Origin of the sequence: Leptolyngbya sp. AN10 (assembly GCF_050565645.1) — a bacterium.
In the GTDB taxonomy this organism is placed as follows: Bacteria; Cyanobacteriota; Cyanobacteriia; order Leptolyngbyales; family Leptolyngbyaceae; genus Leptolyngbya.
The window spans coordinates 1-18,020 of sequence record NZ_JBNXVP010000025.1 but is presented as its reverse complement, the minus strand read 5'-3'; the positions used below and the strand labels follow the sequence as shown (position 1 = coordinate 18,020).

The following is an 18,020-nucleotide window of genomic DNA, read 5'->3' as shown; positions in this document are numbered from 1 at the left end:
TGTTCGTCTAAATTCTCCTTAAAGATCCCACCTCCAGTTCATGACTTCAGGCAGATCTGTCCCATGCTCGTAGGCATACTGGCGACACTGAATCTGAAAATTCTTGAACTTCTCTTTCGCATGAGCGCCCGCAATTCTCAGTTTTGGAACTCGATCGATGACATCCATCGCTAAACTAAAGCGATCGATATTATTGTTAATCGCCAGTTCCAACGGCGTATTGATGTTGCCTTTCTCTTTGTAGCCACGGACATGTAGATTGGGGTGATTCGTTCGACGATAAGCAAGACGGTGGATCAGCCAGGGATAACCGTGGAAGTTGAAAATGATCGGCTTATCGGTTGTGAATAGACTATCAAAATCTCGATCGCTCATTCCATGTGGATGTTCACTACTCGGTTGGAGTTTGAACAAATCCACAACATTGATAAATCGAATTTTCAACTCTGGAAATTCCTCTCGCAACATTGCAGTTGCGGCTAGTGCTTCCTGAGTTGGAATGTCCCCTGCGGTTGCCATTACAACATCCGGTTCTGACCCTTGATCATTACTTGCCCATTGCCAGATGCCAATTCCTTTGGTGCAATGTTTGATCGCAGTATCCATATCCATGTATTGGAAATGCTGCTGCTTGTCAGACACAATCACATTGATGTAGTTTGTGCTTTGCAAACAATGATCTGCAACTGATAGCAGAGAGTTCACGTCAGGCGGTAGATAGATTCGAGTGACCGAAGGACTTTTGTTTACAACTAAATCGAGGAAGCCTGGATCTTGGTGAGTGAAACCATTGTGATCTTGCCGCCACACTGTAGAAGTAATCAGAAGGTTCAACGAAGCAACATCTTCACGCCAAGAGAGATGATTACAGATTTCTAGCCATTTTGCGTGTTGATTGAACATTGAGTCAATCACATGCACAAACGCTTCGTAAGTTGAAAAGAAACCATGTCGTCCTGTGAGCAAATAGCCTTCTAGCCAACCTTCTAAGGTATGCTCACTCAGCATTTCCATCACGCGACCGTCTGGAGAAAGTTCGCCCCCGTCCTCATCTTCAGGGAGATAATCTGCTATCCAGAACTTTTTACTAACTTCGTAGATTGCATTGAGCTTATTAGAAGTAGTTTCATCAGGTCCAAAAACTCGGAAGTTATTTGGATTCATCTTCATCACGTCTCGGAGGAATTGACCCAATGGTTTCGTGTTTTCAACTTCGAGTTGACCAGGTTTTGGAATCTCAATTCCATAATCGCGGAAGTTGGGCATTTTCAGCGATCGTCTTAGGAGTCCACCATTGGCATGAGGATTCGCACTCATTCGAGCCGTTCCAGTTGGAACCAGTTCTTTGAGTTCAGCAATCAGCTTTCCTTGTTCGTCAAATAAAGCTTCTGGATTGTAGCTTTTCATCCAAGCTTCAAGCTGTTGGAGATGTTCGGGATTGCGTTGAACTTCAGAAAGGGGAACTTGATGCGATCGCCAAAATCCTTCAACTTTATGACCATCAACCATTTGCGGACCTGTCCAACCTTTCGGAGTCCGTAAAATGATCATCGGAAAGCGAGGACGCTGAACAACATTCCCACTCCGAGCAAGTTGCTGAATCGCTTTGATTTCATGAATACAGCGATCGAGTGTTGCTGCCATTGCTTGGTGCATGGTTTCAGGATCGCTGCCTTCTACAAAGTAAGGCTTGTAACCATAGCCTTTGAACAAATCCTCAAGCTCTTCATGACTCACACGAGACAAGATTGTTGGATTGTTGATCTTGTAGCCATTCAAGTGCAGGATCGGCAACACTGCACCATCACGAGCAGGATTGATGAATTTGTTCGAGTGCCATGCGGTTGCTAAAGGTCCTGTCTCAGATTCACCATCACCCACAACGACGACGCTAATCAAATCGGGATTGTCGAAGACAGTTCCGTAAGCATGAGAAACACTGTAACCGAGTTCGCCACCTTCATGGATTGAGCCTGGTGTTTCTGGAGTACAGTGACTTCCAATTCCACCTGGAAATGAGAATTGTTTGAAGAACCGCAAGAGTCCGTCAGTATCTTCGCTTTTATCTGGAAAGACTTCAGAATAAGTACCTTCGAGATAGATGGGAGCTAGTACACCAGGTGCACCATGTCCTGGACCTGCAAGAAAGATCAAATCTAGATCCAATTGCTTGATCAATCGATTGCAGTGCGTGTAGATAAAGCTCAATCCTGGGCTAGATCCCCAGTGTCCTAAGAGACGATTTTTGATGTGTTCAGGCTTGAGCGGTTCTTTCAATAACGGATTGTCCCGCAGATAGATCATGCCTGCTGCAAGATAGTTACAAGCTTGCCAGAAGGCGTGAGTTTTGCGGAGTTCTTCTGAAGACAGGGGCGAACCTTTAACGGTCGATCGAGCTTCACCATACGCACTGATCGATCGTTCTGCACTGAGATTACTAGAAGTCGGTCTGCTAGGGGTTGAAACCATGATTGTTACTCCTCAAAGGATATGTTTGAATTGTTCTTACGACTGGGTTAATGGGAGATGACCAGCCAGCAACAATGTGACGAAATTGCTCCCTGAACTAGAGTGAAATTTCAGCTTGCATCACGCCGTCTTCTGAGTTGCGACGGAGTTGGAAGCCTAATTTCTTACATATTTGCTGCATCGCTCGGTTTTCACAGAGGATCTCAGCCCGAATCCGATCGATCCCTTCATGCTGTCCAACTTTGAGCAAACATTGAAGCAAGAGTGTGCCTAATCCTTGGTGCTGATGTCGATCGCTGACCATCAACCCAAATTCGGCTTCATTGATCGCATGGAGTTTATTGAGTCGTGCGATCGCTAAAATTTCCGAGGTTCCCGTTTGGGGATATTTGGCTTCAGCCACTAAAGCAAGTTCTCGATCGTAGTCAATAAAGCACAGTCTTGTGAGACGTTCGTGAGCAATTCGCTGCTTTAGTCCGATTAGATGAAAGTAGCGAAAATAAACGCTTTCCTCAGATAAAGTCTTGTGAAACTGAATCAGCGAGGGTTCATCCTCTGGACGAATCGGACGAATTGTGACTGTTCTTTGATTCGGTAAGGTTTCTTCCCAGGTGAACTGATTTGGATAAGGACGAACGGCAGGAGAAGGAAGCTCAGATTCGGTGACATTCGGATCGTGAAGTACAATCCGAGCATCTAACGCCGTTAGTGTACTGGATGAAGCTAACAATGGATTAATTTCAATCTCTTTAATCCATCGCTGTTCGACGACTAACTGACTGAATCGAACTAATAACTGTTCAAGTGCAGCTAGGTCGATCGCTTTTCGTCCTCGGACTCCTTGCAAAGCTTGATAGATTCGGGTTTGCTCTATCATTCGACGTGCCAAGGTTGTGTTCAATGGAGGAAGCGCGATCGCTCGATCTTGATACACTTCAACTAATTGCCCACCAGAGCCAAACAACATTACAGCACCAAACTGAGGATCTAAGCTACTCCCAACAATCAATTCATAGCCTTCTCGCTGGATCATTGGCTGTACGGTTACACCCAGAAATGCAGTTGGGTCTTGGGTTCGTTCTAGAACAGTTGATGCGATCGCAGTGTAAGCTTCTCGAACTGCGGCTGCATTAAGCAAATTCAACTGCACACCACCGACATCCGTTTTATGGGTAATCGTTTCAGAATGGAGTTTGAGTACAACCGGATAGCCTAGTTTTTCAGCAAGTTGCACCGCTTCATCAACAGTTGGAGCAATTTCGGTTTCAATCGTTGGAATCCCGTAAGCTGCGAGAATTTGCTTGGATTCAAACTCGGTTAAGAGTGTTCTTCCTGCGGATCTTGCCGATTGAATTAATGATGCGATCGCAGTTTGGTCAACGGTTTCGGCTTGTGCGAGTGTCGGTGTTTCGTAGATGCCTCGCAGATTGTAGCTATAGCGCCACATATAGTTAAACAATCGTGCGGCTGTATCGGGAAAAGCAAAGGTCGGAATGTTTGCTTGATTTAGAATATCTGCTCCAGATGCAACTTCTGAATTGCCCATCCAACTAGCTAAAATGGGCTTTCCAATTCGTGCATATTGTTGGAGTTGTTGAGCCGTTTCAGTTGGATCGCTCATTGATTGCGGAGTTAGAATCACAAGCAATCCATCGCTATTGGGATCATTCACTGCAACTTCTAGCGTTTTGGCGTATCGATCGGGATCAGCATCTCCAAGAATATCGATCGGATTGTGATGGCTCCAATGTTCGGGAAGATGCTGGTTTAATTGTTCGATCGTATCGGGTGATAGTTCAGCTAATGTTCCACCATTGGTGACTAAAGCATCCGTGGCGAGAACTCCAGGACCTCCTGCATTGGTAATAATGCTAAGACGAGAACCCTTTGGGCGAGGCTGTTTGGCTAGAATCTCAGCCATCATAAACAAATCAGAAATACGATCGACTCTCAGCACCCCACAGCGACGTAATGCAGCATTGAATACTTCATCACTTCCCGCCATTGCTCCGGTGTGTGAGGTTGCTGCTTGTGCTGCTGCTTCTGTTCTTCCAGCTTTGATTACAATGATCGGTTTAGTGAGTGCGACTTCTCGTGCAGCCGAAAGAAACGATCGAGCATTTCCGATCGATTCCATGTAAATCACAATGCTTTCAGTGTGGGGATCATCGCCCAGGTAGTAGATTAAATCACCCCAATCCACATCGAGCATAGAACCGATCGAGATAAATGAACTAAAGCCAACATTCTCGTGCAAACTCCAATCTAGAATTGCACTACACAATGCTCCACTTTGACTGATAAAGCCTACTTTTCCTGGTTGTGCGATCGAGTTTGCAAATGTGGCATTCAGTCCTAAGTGCGGATTCATTACGCCCAAACAGTTTGGACCGATCATTCTCATCTGTCCGCGTTTGAGATGAGCACAAATCTGTTGCTCTAAATCAGTGCCGATCGCACCAATTTCACGAAACCCAGCAGAAAGTACGATCGCACCTTTCACGCCTGCATCAACACATTGACTTACAACATCAGGAACAGTCTTTGCTGGAGTTGCAATAATCACCAGATCAACCGCTTCTGGAACTTCAGAAATCGAATTATAAGCTTTGATTCCTAACACACTCGATCGCTGTGGATTGACTGGAAAAACAGTACCTCCAAACGGATGAGTCATCAGATTCCAAAGCACAGTTCTCCCAACACTGCCTTCTCGTTCAGTCGCTCCAATTACTGCGATCGTCTTTGGTGAAAAGATCGCATCGAGCGGATGAGGTTCAGTCCGAAAAAGCTTAGAAATCTGCTCTTGTGAATCCTTAAACGATATCAAATTCATACCTTCTCCTTCACAAGAACGTCAGCGCAAACCCCTTCATAAGCTTGGATGTAAAGTGATTTGAGGTCTGCAATCAGAGGATAGCGAGGATTTGCACCTGTGCATTGATCATCAAAGGCTTGTTCTGCCATCGATTCCACTTCAGAGTAGAAAGTCCGATCGTCGATCGAGCAAGCTTCCTTAATGGTTTTGGGAATATCAAGCTGTGCCTTGAGAGATTCGATCGCATCAATGAGTCGATCGATTTTTCCATCATCAGTCGCACCTGACAAGCCGATATAGTCCGCAATTTGAGCATAGCGCCATTTTGCATTCGGATACTTGTACTGTGGGAAGATCGCTTGCTTGAATGGCATATCGGTGGCGTTGTACCGAATCACATGAGAGATCATCAGTGCATTTGCTAATCCATGAGGAACATGGAACATTGAACCCAGTTTGTGAGCTAACGAGTGACAAATTCCCAGGAACGCATTTGCAAACGCCATTCCTGCCATTGTGGAAGCATAGTGAACCTTTTCTCGTGCTTTGGGATTGCTCACACCGTCGTGATATGCAGCAGGTAGATACTTCATCAACAATCGAATTGATTCGAGTGCCATCCCGTTTGTAAACTCAGAAGCGAACACTGATACATAAGCCTCGATCGCATGAGTCAAGGCATCAACTCCACCATACGCAGTCAATCGTTTCGGCATTTGCATCACGAGATCAGGATCAACGATCGCAACATTTGGAGTAAGTGCGTAGTCTGCTAACGGATATTTAATTCCTGTGTGTTGATCCGTCACCACTGCAAACGGAGTGACTTCTGAGCCTGTTCCTGAAGTCGTTGGAATGCAAACCATCAAAGCTTTTTGTCCCAGAGGTTGCACTTCATACACTCGCTTGCGAATGTCCATAAATCGAGTAGCTAATCCCTCGAATTCGGTATCAGGTTGCTCATACATTAACCACATCACTTTTGCAGCATCCATCGGAGAACCACCCCCGATCGCAAGAATTACATCAGGCTGAAACAGATTGATTTGAGCCAGTCCTTTTTGCACTGTTTCTAACGAGGGATCAGGTTCGACATCATAGAATGTTTGATGGGTGATACCTAAAGACTCTAAAACTTTTGTGACTTTCTCCGAAACTCCTAAATCAAACAACGGTTTATCAGTGACAACAAAGGCTCGATGTTTTCCGGTGAGTTCTCTCAGCGCGACAGGTAAGCATCCATCGCGAAAATAGACTTTCGGGGGCACTCGGAACCACAACATATTTTCACGACGTTGTGAAACCGTTTTGACGTTGAGCAAGTGATGAGGAGCTACGTTTTCAGAAACAGTGTTCCCTCCCCAACTTCCGCAGCCTAATGTAAGAGAAGGATCAAGTCTGAAATTATACAAATCCCCGATCGCACCTTGAGAAGCAGGTGTGTTGATCAACACTCTCGATGTTCTCAAAGTCTCCTCAAAGCGTCGAATGTGGTTTGGATCAGAGGTATAGAGTACAGAAGTATGACCCAATCCACCAAATTCGACAATTGCTTCCGCTGTTAGAACTGCTTCTTCAAAAGTACTCGATCGATAAACTGCCAAAATTGGTGATAGCTTCTCATACGATAAAGGTTCTTGCGTTCCTACGTCCTGAACTTCTGCCATCAGAACTTTCGGAAAATTCTGCTCAAAGTGAAGATCAGCAAGTTCAGCAAGTCGCTCTACCGATTGTCCAACGATCTTGGCATTGAGATGACCATTTTCGAGAACACAACCTCTTAAGCGATCGCGTTCTGGCGCATCTAGAAAATATGCACCTCGATCGATAAATTCCTGCTTGACTGCTTCATACACCGAATCAACAATCACGATCGATTGTTCACTCGCGCAAATCATCCCGTTATCAAACGTTTTGCTGAGCAGAATCGAAGAAACTGCCATCTTAATGTTTGCTGTCTCATCGATCACCGCAGGAGTATTTCCTGCTCCAACACCTAACGACGGATGACCCGATGAATAGGCAGCTTTCACCATGTTTGGTCCGCCTGTTGCAATGATCAATTTGATATCTGGATGCTGCATCAAAGCTTGAGATCGATCAATCGTCGGTTCTTCAATCCAACCAATTAATCCGGGAGGAGCACCCGCCGCGATCGCAGCTTCTAGAATAATTTTCGCAGCCGCGATCGAACATTGTTTTGCTTTTGGATGGGGAGAGAAAATAATGGCGTTGCGGGTTTTGAGTGCCAGCAACGCCTTAAAGATCGTTGTTGAAGTTGGATTCGTGACAGGCACAATTCCCGCTAGGATGCCGATCGGTTCAGCAATTTTTTGGTAGCCAAAAGCAGGATCATCTTCGAGGATGCCGCAGGTTTGCTCGTTTTTGTACTTGTTGTAGATAAACTCTGAAGCAAAGTGATTTTTGATGACTTTATCTTCAACGATGCCCATTCCAGTTTCCGCGACTGCAAGTTTAGCAAGCGGAATTCTTGCCTCATTTGCGGCTTGGGCAGCTTGTTTGAAAATGCGATCGACCTGAGCTTGCGTAAAGGTCGCATAGGTCGCTTGTGCTGCTTTTGCCTGTTGAATCAGGGTTTCAAGGTCTTGTGTTTTCTCAGCTACAACATTCATAACTTTTGTCCCTTGAGAGTAGCAATAAAGAATACAGAGCAAGCTTACATTGCATTCAGATTACGACTTTTGAAAATGTCGATCGCAGCTTTAACTTGCTCTGGTGTTGGAATCGGCGTATCTTTTAGCGAATACTCGTATCCCAACTGTTCCCACTTGTATTCACCTAATTTGTGGAAAGGTAAAACATCCACTTTTTCAATGTTCGAGAGCGTGGCTAGAAAATCAGCGAGTCCAGCAATATTGTGAGGATCATCCGTAAGACCGGGTACAAGAACAAATCGAATCCAAACAGGCTTATGAATCTGATCTAAATAGCGAGCGAGTGCTAAGGTCGGCTCAATCTTAACACCTGTTACTTTGTGGTAAGTGCTTACATCGAATGATTTAATATCTAGCAACACTAAGTCTGTAAACTCGATCACAGTTTGTGCTAACGACAATTCACAAAAACCTGATGTATCTAGTGCTGTGTGGATGTTTAGCGCTTTACATCGTCGAAAAATTTCTCGAACAAATTGCGGCTGAAACAAGGGTTCACCGCCACAAACTGTTACACCACCGCCCGAAGCCTGCATATAAGGAATGTACTGCTGAATTTCATCGATTAATCGATCGACATTCACTTGATCCCCATCTTCGAGATGGCGACAATCGGGATTGGCACAATACAAACAGCGCAATGGACAGCCCGCAGTAAAGACAATAAATCGGATTCCGGGACCATCCACTGTGCCACAAGTTTCGACGGAGTGAATGTAACCTGTTGTTGCAAGTGTGTTAACCATTGTTTCTCCGCATTAACTCGCTAGAACTGTTCATGGAATGTTCGCTGCAACACATCTAACTGCTGTTCTCTCGTCAGCTTGATGAAGTTCACCGCATAGCCCGATACTCGAATCGTTAGCTGTGGATAGAACTCTGGGTGTTGCATTGCGTCGAGCAGGGTTTCTCGATCGAGTACATTCACATTGATATGATGTCCACCTTGATGAAAGTAACCATCAATCATGCCAATGAGGTTACTCAGTCGATCTGCTTCACTTCTTCCTAAAGCAGAAGGCACAACTGAAAATGTATTCGAGATACCATCTTGAGCATCTTGATAAGACAATTTAGCTACAGAAGCTAAAGACGCGATCGCACCTTTATGATCTCGACCGTGCATCGGATTGGCTCCAGGTGCAAACGGTTCGCCTGCTTTCCGTCCGTCTGGTGTGTTGCCTGTTTTCTTGCCGTAAACAACATTTGAAGTAATCGTGAGTACCGATTGAGTTGGAACCGCATCTCGATAGGTCTGATGCTGGCGTAGTTCGCTCATAAAGTCATGCACGATTGATTGAGCAATTTCATCGGCTCGATCGTCATTGTTGCCGTACTTCGGAAAGTCACCTTCGATCTCATAGTCAACGGCTAAACCTTCTGTGTTCCGAATCACATTCACTTTTGCATATCGAATTGCAGAGAGCGCATCTGTGACCACTGACAAGCCTGCAATTCCACAAGCCATCGTTCTCAGAATGTCTCGATCGTGCAATGCCATTTCTAAACGTTCATAGCAATACTTGTCGTGCATATAATGGATCACGTTCAATGTATTGATGTAAGTCTTTGCTAACCATCCCATCATTTGCTTGAACTTATCCATCACTTCTTCGTCATTCAACTGATCAGAAGTAATGGGTTCGATCGGAGTTGCGATTTGTTCTCCAGATTTTTCATCTTTACCGCCGTTAATCGCATACAGCAAGCACTTTGCTAAATTCGCTCGTGCGCCAAAGAACTGCATTTGTTTACCGACTCGCATTGCTGAAACACAACAAGCGATCGCATAATCATCTCCCCAATACGGACGCATCAGATCATCGTTTTCGTACTGAATTGCACTGGTCTTGATTGACAATCGAGTGCAGAATTCCTTGAATGCTCTGGGCAGTTGTCCTGACCATAAAACAGTTAGATTCGGTTCTGGTGCAGGTCCAAGATTTTGCAAGGTATGTAAGAATCGGAAGCTATTCTTTGTCACCAATGGACGACCATCTTCACCAATTCCACCAATGCTTTCTGTAACCCAAGTGGGATCGCCTGAGAACAGTTCGTTATAGTCTGGAGTTCGCAAAAATCTGACGATGCGAAGCTTCATCACAAAGTGATCGATCAACTCTTGCAGTTCGGTTTCAGTTGCAACGCCTTGAGCAAGATCTCGTTCGCAATAGATGTCTAGAAACGTTGAAATTCGTCCGATCGACATTGCGGCTCCATTTTGCTCTTTGATCGCTGCCAAATAGCCAAAATAAAGCCACTGAACTGCTTCTTGAGTAGTTTGTGCAGGTTCGCTGATATCAAACTCGTAAGTGGCTGCCATATCTTTGAGTTCAAACAAGGCGCGAATCTGTTCAGACAGTTCTTCTCTCGATCGGATCACCGTTTCATCGATCGTGTCTAATTCCAAGGCTTTGAGTTGAGCTTTTTTGTCATCGATTAACCGATCGACTCCATATAGTGCAACTCGTCGATAGTCTCCAATGATTCGACCTCGACCATACGCATCGGGTAAGCCTGTAATGATGCCAGAATGCCGCGCTAACCGCATCTCTTGAGTGTAACCATCAAACACACCATCATTGTGCGTTTTCCGGTACTTGGTGAAGATAGTTTCAGTCTGGGGATCAAGCTGATAACCATACGCTTTGAGTGCAGATTTAACGACTCGAATTCCGCCAAAGGGCATAATCGATCGCTTCAATGGTTGATCCGTTTGCAATCCAACGATCGTCTCCAAACTACGATCGATATATCCCGGTGCATGAGAGGTGATTGTTGAAACGATCGTCGTATCTGCATTCAGGATTCCTTTTTCTCGCTCCAACTGCATCAAATCTTTGACTTGATGCCAGAGTGCATTCGTTGTCTCGGTCGTTCCTGCAAGAAACGAAGCATCTTCAATATAGGGAGTGTAGTTCGTTTGGATGAAATCACGAACATCGATCTCGGTTTCCCATTTACCTAAATTGAAGCCTTTCCATTGTTCCACCATCTTGATTGCTCCTGTGGGTGAAGGCGGGCAAGTTCGCAATGCGAAACAGAAATAGAGAAAGCTAGTGTAGCGGTCAGCGAACTCGTTTCCTGTTCTCTATGATTATAAGTTTTTATGCTCAGAAGAGAACATCTGAAAGCTTAAGAAAACCCTAGCAGTTCTGATGCTACTAGGGTTAGATGGACACTTATTAAGCTGCAACTGCTTGATCACCCTAAGAGGATGTTTGAAAAGCCATCGTTCATCGCCTGAATCGCCCCTCGAATGGAATTCGGGGCTATCGGAACAAAGTCTGTTGAAACAGACTGAAGAGGATCTGACGACTGGCTTTCAGTCCCCTTTAGTGGACTTTCTCCGATAGACCGTGATTTCCAATCACGGGCGGAACGCAATCGCAGTGAAGAATCTTTCTATACTCTTCAAACATCCTCTAAGAATTGGGTGCTAACTCAGAGCCATTTTCCTCGATCGCACAAACACTATGCGGACTATTCAAAGTCAATTGAGCATTAGGACGTTGACAAGCCACCATCGTTTTTACGTGTTCTGCTTCATCATCTCGAATCGCCACAAACACATCATAGAGGTTGTCAATCTTTGGACGACGCTCTTCGGGCTTTCTGCTTGCCTGAAATTCATCAAACATATAGAGATCGCCATCACGGTAGTAGTTTACTGCAACTTGTGGCGCAGGCTGACCTTCTAAATATTGTTTGTTCGTTTTCAGGTACTTGTCATAGCTGCGATACGCATGACCTTCCACAAGCTCCATGAAGTTGTAAGCAGCACGGGGATGGACAACATACAGAGCGACAACAATCCAGTAGTACACGAGTGCAACACTCCGCGCAAACACCCGATCGATCCAGTTTTGACTGCCACCCAACTCTTCCATGATTAACAAGTGGTGCAGTTCATTCCAAGATTCTGCAAAGTGAACCTTCAGCCAGTCTGCTTTGCGCCAAAGTCCTAATGTTTCGTACAAGTGCAAAACCGACAGATAAGAAAAATAGGGAACTCGTGCGACAGTTTCTAGCACATAAAAACGCGGCATGGGTCGATCGCGATAAACCTGATTGATCACGAAAGCCAAAATTCCTACTAATAATCGAATCATTGTCACAGTCTCCCAATAACTCTCACTCACAGAACCCATCAGACAGGACGGATTCAGATTGATTTGCATCAACTTCCTCATCCTAGACACTTCTGCTGAAGCTGCAAGTTGATTACTTTGAACACCTTATAGTTACTTAAAGTAAAAGATTAACTCGCTGTCAGAGGTTTGCAGAACTGTAAAGAAACTCTTAAATGTTTGAGAAAAGTCGCCAATCTCATCAATGGTTACAATAGGAACAGGTGGGATCAGGTGGATACATGAATACGGTGAACGATTGCCTTGATGTGAAATGTCCAATTCAATTTGTGGTGGATTTATTAGGAAATAAATGGTCAATTTTGGTTTTAAGAGAGCTATTTACGGGCAGTCGTCGTACTCATGAATTGTTAGCAGCATTGCCGGGGATTAGTACCAAGACTTTGATGATCCGGTTAAGAGAATTGGAAGAATATGGCTTAATCGATCGACAAGTGTTCGCAGAAGTTCCACCCCATGTTGAATATTCTTTAACGGCTAAAGGTCGCCAGATTCAGCCTGTCATGGCAGCTTTATATCAAGTGGGAACTCAATGGCTCGATCAAGATCCTTGTGCTTGTCCTTTACAGCGGATTGAATCCTAAGAGGGTATTTGAGAAGTAATCGTTGATCGCATTCACCCGCCCGGAAATGAATCTCCGGGCTAATCGCGGGAAGCCCACTAAACTGGGCTAAGAACTCCGCATTACGCTCCCAGCCCGCTTCAGCGGGGTTTCTTCCATTAGCCCGGAGATTCATTTCCGGGCGGACTGGCAACGCAGCAAAGCCGCTTTTTATACTTTTCAAACACCCTCTAAAATACTTGTTCCTCCCACGAAAAATACTTGCACCTGATCCCAACACAAAAAGTTGAGCTTTGATCCGATCAAGCATTTGGATGTTGAGTACAAGTTTAATCAGTCTAATGAGAACGGTTAAAACCTACTCGATCGAGCCTCGTATGGTACAAATTTCATACCCCACTGACGGCATCCAATATGCTCTCGGAACCCCTTTTAGTGCATGAATTCACAACGCTACTCAGGCGAACCTATCCGCAAGCTGGTAAGGCATTGCGGCATTGCTACATCAAGCTCATTACATCTCATTGGGGACAGCCTCCTTCTCGCTTGGATTATCTGGCGATCTACTGTCCTAATTCGATGATCGATCGAGTCTCTCAACAACAAGAAGCATTTAGCCATATCTCTCGCTATATGGGACTAGGTGAGCCTGCTTGTATTAATGTGTCTCGGTTGCTGCGCGATCCCAAATCTAAGTTGAAGCAAGAAGCACCGCGATTCTGGTTGGAACTGCACTGGATCTTACCTGCTCAACCCCCAGAAGACTCATGAAAATCGGTTTATTCTGCCCCTACGAGAACTATCATCAGGATACGAATTCTGCGATCGCGAATCAAATCGCGCTAGTCCAACACGCAGAAGCTCTAGAATTCGATCAAGCTTGGGTGACAGAACATCATTTTGATCCGTTCTATGTGAGTCCTTCGATCTTACTGTTGTTAGCTCATTTAGCAGGTGCAACGCATCGGATTCAATTAGGTTCTGCTGCGGTGTTATTAGCTTTTCATCATCCGATTCAAGTTGCAGAAGCGATCGCAACATTAGATCACTTGTGTAAAGGTCGGTTTATGTTCGGAATCGCGAAAGGTGGTCCGTTTCCAGAACAGAATAAACAGTTTGATACTTCGATTTCAGATGCTCGTGTGAAGATGCTGGAGTCAATGACCTTGATTTGGAAATTATTGTACGAATCAGAGGTTTCGTTTCAAGGTCAGTTTTATGAATGCGATCGCACGACGATTTATCCGAAGCCGATTCAGCGATCGCTGCCTGTGTATGTTGCGAGTGGAGATGAAGACGCGATCGTATTTGCGGCAGAACATTCATTTGGATTGATGGGTGGTGCGCCGTTCTCGCTTCAAAAGTTAAAAGCAACTCTATCCAAGTATCGCCAATTAAATCAAAGCGGCTCAGAAAAACTGATGCTGTCTCGATTCTTTTTTGTTGCTCGAACTGATGAAGAAGCGGTGAGTGAAGCGTTACCTTTTATTGATAAATTCAGTCATCGAATGCGAGGGTTTGCGAATCAAATTCAACACAGTGGCAATGTTCAGAATTTCACTCAACTAAGCCAACAATCGAATGCGTTTGATTCTGATTTTCTACTAGCAAATTCGATTATTGGAAGTGTGCAAACTTGTCGCGATCGAGTCAAACAATTTCAAGATGAATTGAATGTAGATGCGGTCGCGCTTCAACCGATCGCGTTTGATTTGCTCAAGAATCAAGAGAGCTTAACTCGATATCAACAAGAAGTTCGATCGTATGTGTAATGGAGATGAATAATGGCAACTGTAATTTTTTATGAGAAACCTGGCTGCATCAATAATACGAAACAGAAAGCCTTACTCGAAGCCGCAGGACACACAGTAGAAGCGCATAATTTACTAACTGAAGATTGGTCGATCGACAATCTACGTTTATTCTTTGGGTCGCTTCCAGTTTCAGACTGGTTTAATCGTTCTGCGCCAATGGTGAAATCGGGCGAGATTGTTCCCGAACAATTAGACGCTGAAACTGCATTATCTTTGATGATTCAGAATCCGTTATTGATTCGTCGTCCCTTAATTCAGATTGGAAATCAACGATCGATTGGATTTGAGGTTGAAGCGATCGAGACTTGGATCGGACTGCAACCTATTGACCTAACCCAACAGAAAATCAGCGATACCCTCAAACAACAAGATTTACAAAATTGTCCGCGAGGTCATTCTCATTAGTTGGTTTCAGCTTTTTCGACTGCCTCTGGAATGTTCGCGTTTTTAAGGCGAGTTTTAATGCTCTTAGAGGGTGTTTGAGAAGGATAAAAAGCGGCTTTGCTACGTTGCGAGTCAGCCCGGAAATGAATCTCCGGGCTAATGGAAGAAACCCCGCTGAAGCGGGCTGGGAGAGTAATGCGGAGTTCTTAGCCCAGTTCAGTGGGCTTCCCCTGATTAGCCCGGAGATTCATTTCCGGGCGGGTGAATGCGATGAACGATTACTTCTCAAACACCCTCTTACGAACACGATCGCTGATTCAATCACCTAGAAAAATTAACGTTCCCAGTCAGCAGCGACAAGAAAGCCAAAGACGAAGAGTGAAGGTTTTGCTCGTTCACTGCATTGGGGTTTGGTATGCCGTTTTCTGCGATCGAGGCTTCGTACACCGATCGACTTCAGCTTTGTGCGGAGCCGTTGAGTTGCTGCTGAAGTTGTTGAACTTCACCGATCGATAGTTCAGTGCCACGGGCAACGGCTTCGACTGATAAACCATCTCGGAGGAAATTGAGTGCGATCGCTCTCTTCTCGTCTTTCTTAATCGACTGGTAAATCACAGATTCTTGCATGATGTCTCTCCGTACTAAGCCGTAGATTATATCTTTAATCAAAATTTAATCGATAGATGCTGGAGAGCGATCGCTGATTCAATCACCTAGCAAGATTAACGACCCCGTTCACCTGCCGCTAGTCACCTTTCGGATTTACTAACCAACTTTATTCAGTCGGTGCGCAACGGGATTGTTATGCTGCGATCGCTTCCCAATCAACTCATTCAATAGATTGCCAGTCCGACGCTGTAATAAACCGAGACAAATGAGCTACGTTCGTTGTCGCAACGATTACTTCTGTCACCTCATTACCGAGAAGACAGGCTTGAGCAGACAGAATCACATCTCCGTCTAACGCTTTGGGATCTGCGGTAGGCTGTCCAGTCTTCCTAGCTTCTGCCCATAATTCAGCCGCCAGGATCATTGTAGCTGTCTGAATCGGAATATAATCGAGCGTCTGCTTCAAGTTGTCAAGCCGCCGCAAACTTTTCAATAAACCAGCGCGAAGAAGTTCACGACGGACTTCATAATCCGAAATCTCAGGAATGACAATTTTCTCTCCACGCCGCAGGAGGGATTTTAGCCATAGTTGGCAATCGAGGGGAATACCTGTAGCTTTGGGATTCGTTACCATTCCCAATGGTCCAGAATCTAGTAAAATCAGACGACTCATGGAAACAAGGGACGATCAGACAACCGATCTTCATCAAGTGCTGTTTTCAAAAAATCCCAAGCTTGCTGATGCTCAGATGCGTCTTCAGTCTCATCCAGCCAAGAGTCTAACAGGTCAATCGCTGCTTGATTTTTCCGGGCTTGCTCGGCATCAATCATCGGTGAAGCGGTTGGCGGAATCTGTTGCCGAAACTGGCGTAAGGCATTCAGCAAATCTGCCCAGTACTCTCTGGGCGTTGCTTCGATTTCATGAAGCAGCAATTCAAGAGAGGTTGGAGGTGAGCTAGAACGGTCTGCCATATATGCAAATTTTCTGTGACTATGCCAATTTTAACGTAAGCGATCGCTGTTTCACTCACCTAGCAAGATTAACGATCCGATTGAGCAGCAGATTGACTCGAACGATAGACGAAAAGACTATCAACTGTCCGCTCCAATCGGGTTGGTATGCCGTTTTTTACGATCAACTCTCCGTGCACCGATCAACTTTGCGCGGAGCCGTTGAGTTGTTGCTGAAGCTGCTGAACTTCTTCGATCGATAACCCAGTGCTACGAACGATAGTTTCAAGTAATACACCTTCTTGCAGGAGATTGCGTGCGATCGCTCTCTTCTCGTCTTTCTTAATCGACTGGTAAATCACAGATTCTTGCATAATGTCCCTCTGTACCAAACGGTAAATTACGTCTTCCTCTAATCGTAACCCAGCAAGAATCGCTGAGGCTGCCATTAAATTCGCTTGCGTGGTTGGGTCTTCAATCTGATCAACAATTTGAGTGGCTTGTCGTAACATCTCGGCTGGGCTGTCACTCTGTCCCAGTGCTGCAAAGGGCAACAATCCAGGGTATTGCAGGAATAGCGAAGCAGGTTGCTCCCACAACCGAATGACCCCAAAATCGTGACGAGTGTTTTCGAGCGTAAAGCTGGTTTGATAGACCAATTCAGAGGTAGTAGGCTTGAGGTAAATTACGACTTGCTGCATCGTTTTGTCTTCGTAGCGCCGATACCCACGCAAGCGATAATCTGCCATGCGAAACGGAATTTTCTTCTTCGGCAACGTTTGAAATTCGATGTGCAGTATGGAGTCTTCAGACTGAAGCAAAATCATCGCATCAGCACGAATTGGATCAAGGGAAAGTTCGGACGGTTGGAGTTCTGTCATTTCGACAGGTTCTCCCATCAGCCAACTGGCAAAGTCGGCGGAGAAGTGTTCGGCTAAAAATCGACAGGTATCATCGTACATGGAAATAGTAAGATTGTACGCTCTATGATGCCGATTTCATTCTCGAAAATCAAATTCAATTCGTAAAGGTTGGGAAGCGATCGCTGTTTCACTCACCTAGAAAGATTAACGACCCTGTTCAACGGAGGCAGACAACCTTGAACTGTAACCAAGATTCTCAAACTGCCCGTTGCAACAGGCTTGTTATACAGCCGTAGATTTAGAGTCAGCTATTCTAAGATGTTTCTTCATCGGAACTGCTCTATCTTCATCCAGAGATCCAACTGCTTCATAACCGAGCTTAGTGTAGAAGCCGACAGCATCTGGACTCGATCCTAGTCTCGCGCACGTATACCCACGTCTCAAGATTTCCATTTCAAGACTGTCCATAATTATACGACCAATACCTCTGCGACACCATGATGAGCAAACGTATAGCCCAGTAATAACCCAAGTTGCTAGTTAGAAGCGGTCAGGGAGCAAAGCCAATAAAATCTCTTCAAGATGTTGACCCTCGGAGAGAAGAAAAATGCTTGACGAAATTATAGCGATTTATGCAATTACCGACGACTTGCTTAAAGCCATCGGACATCAAGATGACTGCCGCGCTCAACTAAGTGATGCCGAAGTGATCACCACTGCCTT

The 18,020-nt window shown here is 45.1% G+C and carries 15 protein-coding genes and 1 pseudogene; 5 read left to right on the top strand and 11 right to left on the bottom strand.

The annotated features are described in order from the left end of the window. Window positions 1-18: 18 nt before the first annotated feature. The 6 genes from ACQ4M5_RS27835 to ACQ4M5_RS27810 all read right to left on the bottom strand — a co-directional run bounded on the left by ACQ4M5_RS27835 (window position 19) and on the right by ACQ4M5_RS27810 (window position 12,113). A complete protein-coding gene (locus ACQ4M5_RS27835; RefSeq protein ID WP_430679013.1) occupies window positions 19-2,469 on the bottom strand; it encodes a phosphoketolase family protein in 2,451 nt (816 codons plus the stop codon). 97 nt (window positions 2,470-2,566) lie between these two features. Further along, on the bottom strand, window positions 2,567-5,305 hold the full coding sequence (locus tag ACQ4M5_RS27830) for a bifunctional acetate--CoA ligase family protein/GNAT family N-acetyltransferase (RefSeq protein WP_430679012.1): 2,739 nt from the start codon (window positions 5,303-5,305) through the stop codon (window positions 2,567-2,569). Then, a complete protein-coding gene (gene adhE / locus ACQ4M5_RS27825; RefSeq protein WP_430679011.1) occupies window positions 5,302-7,962 on the bottom strand; it encodes a bifunctional acetaldehyde-CoA/alcohol dehydrogenase in 2,661 nt (886 codons plus the stop codon). Before adhE ends, ACQ4M5_RS27830 begins: the two co-directional genes overlap by 4 nt. 2 nt (window positions 7,963-7,964) lie before the next feature. Continuing rightward, the gene (gene pflA / locus ACQ4M5_RS27820; RefSeq protein ID WP_430679010.1) at window positions 7,965-8,708 is read right to left on the bottom strand and encodes a pyruvate formate-lyase-activating protein; all 744 of its coding nucleotides are present in this window, start codon (window positions 8,706-8,708) and stop codon (window positions 7,965-7,967) included. Window positions 8,709-8,728: 20 nt separating this feature from the next. After that, window positions 8,729-10,957: a formate C-acetyltransferase gene (pflB, locus tag ACQ4M5_RS27815; RefSeq protein WP_430679009.1), complete on the bottom strand. Its 2,229-nt coding sequence runs from the start codon at window positions 10,955-10,957 to the stop codon at window positions 8,729-8,731. Between the two features lie 430 nt (window positions 10,958-11,387). Next, window positions 11,388-12,113, bottom strand: coding sequence for an alternative oxidase (locus ACQ4M5_RS27810; protein WP_430679101.1), 726 nt, complete (start codon window positions 12,111-12,113; stop codon window positions 11,388-11,390). A 221-nt stretch (window positions 12,114-12,334) separates the two neighbouring features. Here ACQ4M5_RS27810 and ACQ4M5_RS27805 point away from each other — a divergent pair, with 221 nt between their 5' ends. The 4 genes from ACQ4M5_RS27805 (at window position 12,335) to ACQ4M5_RS27790 (ending at window position 14,895) form a co-directional block, all read left to right on the top strand. Then, on the top strand, window positions 12,335-12,697 hold the full coding sequence (locus tag ACQ4M5_RS27805; RefSeq protein ID WP_430679008.1) for a winged helix-turn-helix transcriptional regulator: 363 nt from the start codon (window positions 12,335-12,337) through the stop codon (window positions 12,695-12,697). A 393-nt stretch (window positions 12,698-13,090) separates the two neighbouring features. Further along, window positions 13,091-13,447, top strand: coding sequence for a hypothetical protein (locus ACQ4M5_RS27800; RefSeq protein WP_430679007.1), 357 nt, complete (start codon window positions 13,091-13,093; stop codon window positions 13,445-13,447). Next, window positions 13,444-14,448, top strand: a complete 1,005-nt coding sequence (locus ACQ4M5_RS27795; protein WP_430679006.1) for an LLM class flavin-dependent oxidoreductase — start codon at window positions 13,444-13,446, stop codon at window positions 14,446-14,448. The genes ACQ4M5_RS27800 and ACQ4M5_RS27795 overlap by 4 nt, the downstream gene beginning before the upstream one ends. A gap of 12 nt (window positions 14,449-14,460) precedes the next feature. Then, window positions 14,461-14,895 carry an ArsC/Spx/MgsR family protein gene (locus ACQ4M5_RS27790; RefSeq protein ID WP_430679005.1) on the top strand — a complete coding sequence of 145 codons (435 nt, stop codon included), beginning with the start codon at window positions 14,461-14,463 and terminating at the stop codon, window positions 14,893-14,895. A gap of 435 nt (window positions 14,896-15,330) precedes the next feature. On the opposite strand, the gene ACQ4M5_RS27785 is transcribed toward ACQ4M5_RS27790, so the two are convergent. The 5 genes from ACQ4M5_RS27785 to ACQ4M5_RS27765 form a co-directional block, all read right to left on the bottom strand. Then, entirely contained in the window at window positions 15,331-15,501 is a 171-nt protein-coding gene (locus ACQ4M5_RS27785) for a hypothetical protein (protein ID WP_430679004.1), read from the bottom strand. 202 nt (window positions 15,502-15,703) lie between these two features. Beyond that, the gene (locus ACQ4M5_RS27780) at window positions 15,704-16,156 is read right to left on the bottom strand and encodes a type II toxin-antitoxin system VapC family toxin (protein WP_430679003.1); all 453 of its coding nucleotides are present in this window, start codon (window positions 16,154-16,156) and stop codon (window positions 15,704-15,706) included. Next, entirely contained in the window at window positions 16,153-16,455 is a 303-nt protein-coding gene (locus tag ACQ4M5_RS27775; protein ID WP_430679002.1) for a hypothetical protein, read from the bottom strand. The genes ACQ4M5_RS27780 and ACQ4M5_RS27775 overlap by 4 nt, the downstream gene beginning before the upstream one ends. Window positions 16,456-16,637: 182 nt before the next feature. Beyond that, window positions 16,638-17,396 (bottom strand): Rpn family recombination-promoting nuclease/putative transposase, encoded by a 759-nt coding sequence (locus ACQ4M5_RS27770; protein ID WP_430679001.1) that lies wholly within the window; start codon window positions 17,394-17,396, stop codon window positions 16,638-16,640. Window positions 17,397-17,579: 183 nt separating this feature from the next. Then, complete coding sequence (locus ACQ4M5_RS27765) at window positions 17,580-17,822, bottom strand: GNAT family N-acetyltransferase (protein ID WP_430679100.1); 243 nt, start codon at window positions 17,820-17,822, stop codon at window positions 17,580-17,582. Window positions 17,823-17,904: 82 nt separating this feature from the next. Between ACQ4M5_RS27765 and ACQ4M5_RS27760 the strand changes: the two are divergent. Beyond that, window positions 17,905-18,020, top strand: a pseudogene (locus ACQ4M5_RS27760) (IS982 family transposase); the annotation flags it as partial.

What these genes read in the sequence shown, in the direction of transcription:
- ACQ4M5_RS27835 (WP_430679013.1), bottom strand. Translation starts at nt 2,469, where the DNA reads ATGGTTTCAACCCCTAGCAGACCGACTTCTAGTAATCTCAGTGCAGAA.
- ACQ4M5_RS27830 (WP_430679012.1), bottom strand. Translation starts at nt 5,305, where the DNA reads ATGAATTTGATATCGTTTAAGGATTCACAAGAGCAGATTTCTAAGCTT.
- pflA (WP_430679010.1), bottom strand. Translation starts at nt 8,708, where the DNA reads ATGGTTAACACACTTGCAACAACAGGTTACATTCACTCCGTCGAAACT.
- pflB (WP_430679009.1), bottom strand. Translation starts at nt 10,957, where the DNA reads ATGGTGGAACAATGGAAAGGCTTCAATTTAGGTAAATGGGAAACCGAG.
- ACQ4M5_RS27810 (WP_430679101.1), bottom strand. Translation starts at nt 12,113, where the DNA reads ATGGGTTCTGTGAGTGAGAGTTATTGGGAGACTGTGACAATGATTCGA.
- ACQ4M5_RS27805 (WP_430679008.1), top strand. Translation starts at nt 12,335, where the DNA reads ATGAATACGGTGAACGATTGCCTTGATGTGAAATGTCCAATTCAATTT.
- ACQ4M5_RS27800 (WP_430679007.1), top strand. Translation starts at nt 13,091, where the DNA reads ATGCTCTCGGAACCCCTTTTAGTGCATGAATTCACAACGCTACTCAGG.
- ACQ4M5_RS27795 (WP_430679006.1), top strand. Translation starts at nt 13,444, where the DNA reads ATGAAAATCGGTTTATTCTGCCCCTACGAGAACTATCATCAGGATACG.
- ACQ4M5_RS27790 (WP_430679005.1), top strand. Translation starts at nt 14,461, where the DNA reads ATGGCAACTGTAATTTTTTATGAGAAACCTGGCTGCATCAATAATACG.
- ACQ4M5_RS27785 (WP_430679004.1), bottom strand. Translation starts at nt 15,501, where the DNA reads ATGCAAGAATCTGTGATTTACCAGTCGATTAAGAAAGACGAGAAGAGA.
- ACQ4M5_RS27780 (WP_430679003.1), bottom strand. Translation starts at nt 16,156, where the DNA reads ATGAGTCGTCTGATTTTACTAGATTCTGGACCATTGGGAATGGTAACG.
- ACQ4M5_RS27775 (WP_430679002.1), bottom strand. Translation starts at nt 16,455, where the DNA reads ATGGCAGACCGTTCTAGCTCACCTCCAACCTCTCTTGAATTGCTGCTT.
- ACQ4M5_RS27770 (WP_430679001.1), bottom strand. Translation starts at nt 17,396, where the DNA reads ATGTACGATGATACCTGTCGATTTTTAGCCGAACACTTCTCCGCCGAC.